General features: G+C 42.8%; 7 protein-coding genes. 5 read left to right on the forward strand and 2 right to left on the reverse strand.

The window, feature by feature from the left end:
- Nucleotides 1–44: 44 nt before the first annotated feature.
- On the reverse strand, nt 45–1,331 hold the full coding sequence (locus ACRRQV_RS16960; RefSeq protein ID WP_432533093.1) for a glutamate-1-semialdehyde 2,1-aminomutase: 1,287 nt from the start codon (nt 1,329–1,331) through the stop codon (nt 45–47).
- A gap of 117 nt (nt 1,332–1,448) precedes the next feature.
- On the opposite strand from ACRRQV_RS16960, the gene bcp reads away from it, so the two are divergent.
- The 4 genes from bcp (at nt 1,449) to perR (ending at nt 4,000) form a co-directional block, all read left to right on the forward strand.
- Nucleotides 1,449–1,925 carry a thioredoxin-dependent thiol peroxidase gene (bcp, locus tag ACRRQV_RS16965; RefSeq protein WP_432533096.1) on the forward strand — a complete coding sequence of 159 codons (477 nt, stop codon included), beginning with the start codon at nt 1,449–1,451 and terminating at the stop codon, nt 1,923–1,925.
- A gap of 15 nt (nt 1,926–1,940) precedes the next feature.
- Nucleotides 1,941–2,882, forward strand: coding sequence for a D-2-hydroxyacid dehydrogenase (locus tag ACRRQV_RS16970; RefSeq protein ID WP_432533099.1), 942 nt, complete (start codon nt 1,941–1,943; stop codon nt 2,880–2,882).
- Nucleotides 2,883–2,884: 2 nt separating this feature from the next.
- Nucleotides 2,885–3,436, forward strand: a complete 552-nt coding sequence (locus ACRRQV_RS16975) for a cob(I)yrinic acid a,c-diamide adenosyltransferase (RefSeq protein WP_432533102.1) — start codon at nt 2,885–2,887, stop codon at nt 3,434–3,436.
- A gap of 120 nt (nt 3,437–3,556) precedes the next feature.
- A complete protein-coding gene (gene perR, locus ACRRQV_RS16980; RefSeq protein ID WP_432533105.1) occupies nt 3,557–4,000 on the forward strand; it encodes a peroxide-responsive transcriptional repressor PerR in 444 nt (147 codons plus the stop codon).
- Nucleotides 4,001–4,057: 57 nt separating this feature from the next.
- Here the strand turns inward: perR and ACRRQV_RS16985 are convergent, their stop codons facing one another.
- Nucleotides 4,058–4,411 (reverse strand): YgzB family protein, encoded by a 354-nt coding sequence (locus ACRRQV_RS16985; protein WP_432533108.1) that lies wholly within the window; start codon nt 4,409–4,411, stop codon nt 4,058–4,060.
- Between the two features lie 178 nt (nt 4,412–4,589).
- On the opposite strand from ACRRQV_RS16985, the gene ACRRQV_RS16990 reads away from it, so the two are divergent.
- The gene (locus ACRRQV_RS16990; protein WP_432533111.1) at nt 4,590–5,456 is read left to right on the forward strand and encodes a nucleotidyltransferase-like protein; all 867 of its coding nucleotides are present in this window, start codon (nt 4,590–4,592) and stop codon (nt 5,454–5,456) included.
- Nucleotides 5,457–6,000 lie beyond the last annotated feature (544 nt).

Genomic DNA, 6,000 nt, shown 5'->3' on the forward strand with positions numbered 1-6,000 from the left:
ATAAGTAAGATCTCCTTTCTATAGAAATGGCGGTTTTTAAAATATTACAGTTGCTTAAAAGCCTCGCGGACAGCTTGAATGGAAACTTCTACATCTTCTTTTGTATGTTCGGTTGTTAAAAACCAAGCCTCGTATTTAGATGGGGCTAAGTTAATGCCTTGCTCAAGCATCAGTTTGAAAAAGCGTCCAAAAATCTCGCCATCAGTAGCTTCGGCTTGTTCGTAGTTTTCAACTTTTTCATCGGTAAAGTAAATAGTCAATGCACCTTTCAAGCGATTGATGGTGATGGTAATACCGAATTCTTGAGCTGCAGCCAAAATGCCTTCTTCCAGCATGCGCCCAAGTTCGTCCATTTTTTCATAAACGCCTTCTTCACGAAGTACTTCGAGACAGGCAATTCCCGCTTGAATAGACGCTGGATTGCCAGCCATTGTTCCAGCTTGGTAAGCGGGCCCAAGAGGAGCAACTGTATCCATGATTTCTTTTTTGCCACCGTATGCGCCAATTGGCAAGCCGCCGCCAATGATTTTGCCGAGTGCCGTTAAATCAGGTGTCAACCCAAGCAAATCTTGAGCGCCGCCGTAATGGAAGCGGAAAGCGGTAATTACTTCGTCGTAAACGATCAAAGCGCCTTTTTCTTTCGCAATGCGGTGCACTTCTTCTAGATACCCTTTCTTCGGTTCGACAATGCCGAAATTGCCGACAATCGGTTCCACTAAAATACATGCGATTTCTTCGCCCCATTTATTCATCGCTTCTGAAAAAGCAGCCGGATCGTTGAACGGGATGGTGATGACTTCTTTGGCGATGGAAATGGGAACGCCTGCAGAATCCGGGGTGCCAAGCGTAGCTGGGCCAGAACCTGCTGCAACCAGAACGAGATCCGAATGGCCGTGGTAGCAACCAGCGAATTTCATGATTTTTGTGCGTCCGGTATATGCACGCGATACGCGGATTGTCGTCATGACCGCTTCGGTGCCGCTGTTGACAAAGCGGACCTTATCTATTTTCGGCATCGCTTCTTTCAGCATTTTTGCAAACGTAATTTCATGCCGCGTAGGAGTGCCGTAAAGAAGACCGGTTTCCGCTGCGTGCGTGATTGCTTTTGTAATATGCGGATGGGCATGGCCAGTGATGATTGGTCCATATGCCGCCAAATAATCAATGTATTTATTGCCGTCGACATCCCAGAAATAAGCGCCTTTTGCCCGTTCCATAGATACCGGCGAACCTCCTCCTACTGCTTTATACGATCGGGACGGGCTGTTTACTCCGCCTACGATATGTTGCAATGCTTCTTCATGAAGTTGTTCTGAGATTGTGTGTTTCATTTAATTGCCTCCTAATTAATTCTCTTCCTTATTGTAGACATAATTTTCGCCGGTGCCAAAGAAATTGAAACTCTCGTGCGGGTTCGGTACGATAGAAGTAGAAAAGGAGTGATGGAAATGGAAGCGGTAGAAGGGATGCAAGCACCGGGTTTTTCATTGAAAGATGAAACCGGTCAAACAGTTTCGTTGAACAATTTTGCAGGGGAGAATTATGTGGTCTTGTATTTTTATCCGAAGGACATGACGCCAGGATGCACCACTCAAGCATGTGATTTCCGGGATGCAAGTGCAGACTTTTCCGAACTGAATGCGGTTATTCTTGGAGTAAGCGCGGATTCAGCGGATCAGCACACGAAATTTATTAGCAAACATGGGTTGCCATTTTCTCTGTTGGTTGACGAGGACCATGAGGTTTCGGAAGCGTATGGAGTTTGGAAAGAAAAAAACATGTACGGCAAAACGTTTATGGGAATCGAACGCTCTACTTTTTTGATCGATCCAACAGGTACCATCATTAAAGAATGGAGAAAAGTGAAAGTAGCGGACCACATCAAAGAAGTGCTCGAAACATTGAAGGCAGTAAGCAACCAGTAGGAGAGGGGAACACCGATGGAAATTTTGTTTTTGTTTAAACCGAATGAAAAGCAGCAGAATCGATTAATTGAGGAATTTCCCGAAGTTGAATTTTATTTTTGCTACCAGGACAAAACCCGTTTGCCATCGGCGGATATTGTTGTTACTTATGGCGAAGATTTAAAGGCTGAAGACATTACGAAAGCGGAAAATTTAAAGTGGATCATGGTCGCCAGTGCGGGTGTAGAAAAATTGCCGCATGAAACGATATTAGAGCGGGGAATTATCGTTTCAAACGTGCGAGGCATTCATAAAACGCCGATGAGCGAATCCGTATTGGCGCATATATTGGCATTGAAACGCGGCCTTCCTACGCTTTACGCAAACCAGAAAAACAACGAGTGGAGCCGGAAAATTCCGTCGTCGGAACTTTTAGGTTCGACTGCCTTAGTTATTGGGCCAGGAGCAATCGGTTCTGAAATCGGCCGGCTCCTCCAAGCGTTCGGCGTTCGTACAATTGGCTGCAACCGTTCCGGCAAAGCCGCTGAATTTATGGGAAAAATGGTTTCCAACGAAGAATTGGCCACTGTTTTACCGGAAGCGGACATCGTCATTTCGGTGGTTCCGAGCACTCCGGAAACTAAACACTTGCTGAAGAAAGACCATTTTCATGCAATGAAAAAAGACGCAATTTTCATGAACTTCGGCCGAGGCGACTTGGTCGAGGACAACATTCTTTTGGAAGCTCTCGAAAGCAGGGAAATCGGTTTTGCGGTATTGGATGTATTCGAACAAGAACCATTGCCAGAAGATCACCCGTATTGGAAAATGGAAAACGTTGTCGTTTCTCCCCACGTTTCAAGCCATTCGGAAAAATACGTTGAACGGTCATTGGATATTTTTATTCCGAATTTGCGGAAATGGCTGGCTGAGGACAAAAACCCTACCAATCTTGTAGATTTAGAAAAGGGGTATTGACGATGAAAATTTATACGAAAACGGGAGATAAAGGAACGACATCGCTTGTTTATGGTACACGGGTAGCGAAAAACGATGTGCTCGTTGAAGCTTATGGCACTTGTGATGAAGCAAACTCCATGGTCGGTTTGGCTGTGTCGCATTTGTCGAATGAATTTTTTAAAGAAAAAGAAGCACTTGAACAAGCATTTCATGAAATCCAAACGAAGCTTTTCCATGTCGGCGCGGAGCTTGCAACACCACACGGAAAAGAAGTGAAATGGAAACTCGAAGAACAAGATATCGCGAAACTTGAACAATGGATCGACCTTTTTGATGACAAAGTTCCAGCATTGACTAATTTTATTTTGCCGGGAGGCCATCCGGCGGGTGCAGCTCTCCACGTAGCGCGCACCGTGGTCCGGCGTACAGAACGCATGGCCATATCTATCGGGGAACAAGTCTCACCGAATGTCTTGGCTTATTTAAATCGGTTGTCTGATTTTCTATTTGTCGCGGCCCGCTTCGTTAATTTGAAGCTAGGCAAAAAAGAAAACGAACTTCACAGCTCCTAAGAAAAATAGACCGGTGGGAATGCCGTGATATGGTGATTTCTTGACATAGGCCCTCATTTTTAAGTACACTAATTATAACGATTATAATGTAAGTATAATTATGAAGTGAGGTGCACAGCGATGTCTGAGGTTCAGTTAAAAGACGCGCTTGATGCTTTGAAGTCAACAGGTGTACGAATCACACCCCAACGTCATGCGATTTTGGAGTATATGATTCATTCAACAGCACACCCAACAGCGGATGACATTTATCGCGCGCTTGAAAAAACGTTTCCTAATATGAGTGTTGCAACTGTTTATAATAATTTGCGGGTTTTTAGAAAAGCTGGATTGGTAAAAGAATTGACTTATGGCGATTCATCCAGCCGTTTTGATTTCGTGACAAATGATCATTATCACATGATCTGCAACGATTGCGGAAAGATTGTCGACTTCCATTATCCTGGACTAGACGAAGTGGAGCATTTGGCTTCTCATGTGACCGGCTTCCAAGTAGATTATCACCGCTTAGAAATTTACGGGACTTGCCAAGACTGCGTTGAAAAACCAGCGAAAGCACAGTGAAAGTTTATTTGCTAAATAAAAACATCCGCCCTGAAAATTTCGGGCGGATGTTTTTATTTAGATTTTTGAGTTTTTCTTATTGTAATCCACATTGAATTCTTTTCCTTCAAGAGCAGGATCCATCGTCAACGGTTCACGGCAATGCATGCACATATCTACGCGGCCAAGCATTTTGGTATGTCTTCCGCAGTTCGGGCATTCTACAGGAATGGTTTTCATTGAAAGCAATCCAATCCAGGCATACACGCCAGTGCTGCCGATGATGGCAATAACACCCAGCAGCATTAAAATGACCATGACGAGCGGATGGTCTTTAAAATATATACCGACATACATAATAACGATTCCGATGAAAACCAGCGATAACGCAAAAGTCCGGATTCGGTTAATTTTATTTTTATAAGGTTTCATTGTTTAATTCCTCCTTGCATCCATCATACTATATCATAAAGACTCTTAAAAAGTGATATTGATTTTCGGGTGAAGGATTCTCTAATAAATATGTCGAAATAAAGAAAAGCAGACGAGAACCCAATAGTAGTTCTGTAAACCGACCCAAACTAGTTAGACACTCGAGGAGTGAAATTAAATGGAACAAATGTTGAGACCGATTTATCAGGAGCGCGCCAGCCAGGAAAGTACACTTGGTGTGGTGTTAATAGAAAAAAGAGGAAAAGCGAGTCCAATTACCGATACATTTGATTCGGTGCTGCTGATCATTACAAAAGAAAATGATACGCCTGTTTTTACCAAGCATTACACATATTTAGATAAAAAAGCTGTCATGCATATCGTGGAGGAAAAGCAATTGCACAAATGGCTGCTGTTAGGAACTAACCGAAAGATAGTGGATTGGCTATTCCATGGCCGCATCATCTACGATCGAAATGAGTTTATGGAGAGATTAAGGACAGAACTGAAGGATTACCCATTTTATGGACGAAAGATTAAGATGGGTATGGAATTTGCGAAATTGATTCGGCGCTATTCTGAAGGGAAAGTTTTTTTTGAAGAAAAAAACTATATGGATGCGTATAACCACATCGTCCATTCCCTTCATCATTTAGCAAGGCTAGCGGTATTAGAAAACGGCCTGCCTCCTGAAGTAACAGTTTGGTCCCAAGTGAAACAAATGGAGCCAGCCATCTATAAATTGTACGAAGAATTAATTTTGAGTGAAGAGCCTCTTGAAAAAAGATTGGAGCTGCTGTTTCTAGCGAGCGAATTCCATATCCATTCGCGGACAAAAGATGGAGCCCGACATATAAGAGAAGTAATGCAGAAGAATGAAAGCTGGACGATCCAGGAATTACATGAACAAGAAGAGTTGAAGAACTATTCCGCTGACTTGGAAGTTTTCATTGAGTATTTAATTGAAAAAGAATTGATTTTTGTGAAAGGGGTCAAGACAAAAAGTGAAGGAATTTTTCATAGGTATTATTTTGTGAAAAGTTAAAATGGAAATATACTGAGTGGTCGAGCTGGTTTTTCTAAGAAGATCAGTTCGATTCCTTTTCTTTTTTCTATGATGTTTCTGTTCGTGTAAGATGAAGTAAATTCCTTTGATACCAACGATTTTCAGTATTTTAGACTTTTTTTGTATTTATCGTTGACAATTGATAACGATTCATATTATGATAATACACGTCGCTAAGGAAATAAGTTTTTCACGATAATAAAAAGTGCTTGACGCATTTGCGAAGTGATGCTAAATTAGAGAAGTCGCTTTTACAGGGCAGAAAAAACGAACCTTGAAAACTGAACAGCAAAACGTCAACGAAAGACGTCACGAGCGCCTTGGCGCGAGAACGGCTTTTGCGAGGGTTGCCTTTAGGCAATCGGAGCAATAGTCTTCCAAGTCTCGGTGTTTGTGGCTTAAACTACTGATCAGAGTTTACTCAGATCAAGCGATTCGCGCATCCTTCGGGATGGCGAGCGCCAGCATGAGCAATCAAGCTTCTATAATGGAGAGTTTGATCCTGGCTCAGGACGAACGCTGG

Source organism: Planococcus sp. YIM B11945, assembly GCF_050864155.1.
Classification (GTDB): domain Bacteria; phylum Bacillota; class Bacilli; order Bacillales_A; family Planococcaceae; genus Planococcus.

Coding starts and splice junctions, on each gene's coding strand:
- ACRRQV_RS16960 (WP_432533093.1), bottom strand. CDS start 1,331: ATGAAACACACAATCTCAGAACAACTTCATGAAGAAGCATTGCAACAT.
- bcp (WP_432533096.1), top strand. CDS start 1,449: ATGGAAGCGGTAGAAGGGATGCAAGCACCGGGTTTTTCATTGAAAGAT.
- ACRRQV_RS16970 (WP_432533099.1), top strand. CDS start 1,941: ATGGAAATTTTGTTTTTGTTTAAACCGAATGAAAAGCAGCAGAATCGA.
- ACRRQV_RS16975 (WP_432533102.1), top strand. CDS start 2,885: ATGAAAATTTATACGAAAACGGGAGATAAAGGAACGACATCGCTTGTT.
- perR (WP_432533105.1), top strand. CDS start 3,557: ATGTCTGAGGTTCAGTTAAAAGACGCGCTTGATGCTTTGAAGTCAACA.
- ACRRQV_RS16985 (WP_432533108.1), bottom strand. CDS start 4,411: ATGAAACCTTATAAAAATAAAATTAACCGAATCCGGACTTTTGCGTTA.
- ACRRQV_RS16990 (WP_432533111.1), top strand. CDS start 4,590: ATGGAACAAATGTTGAGACCGATTTATCAGGAGCGCGCCAGCCAGGAA.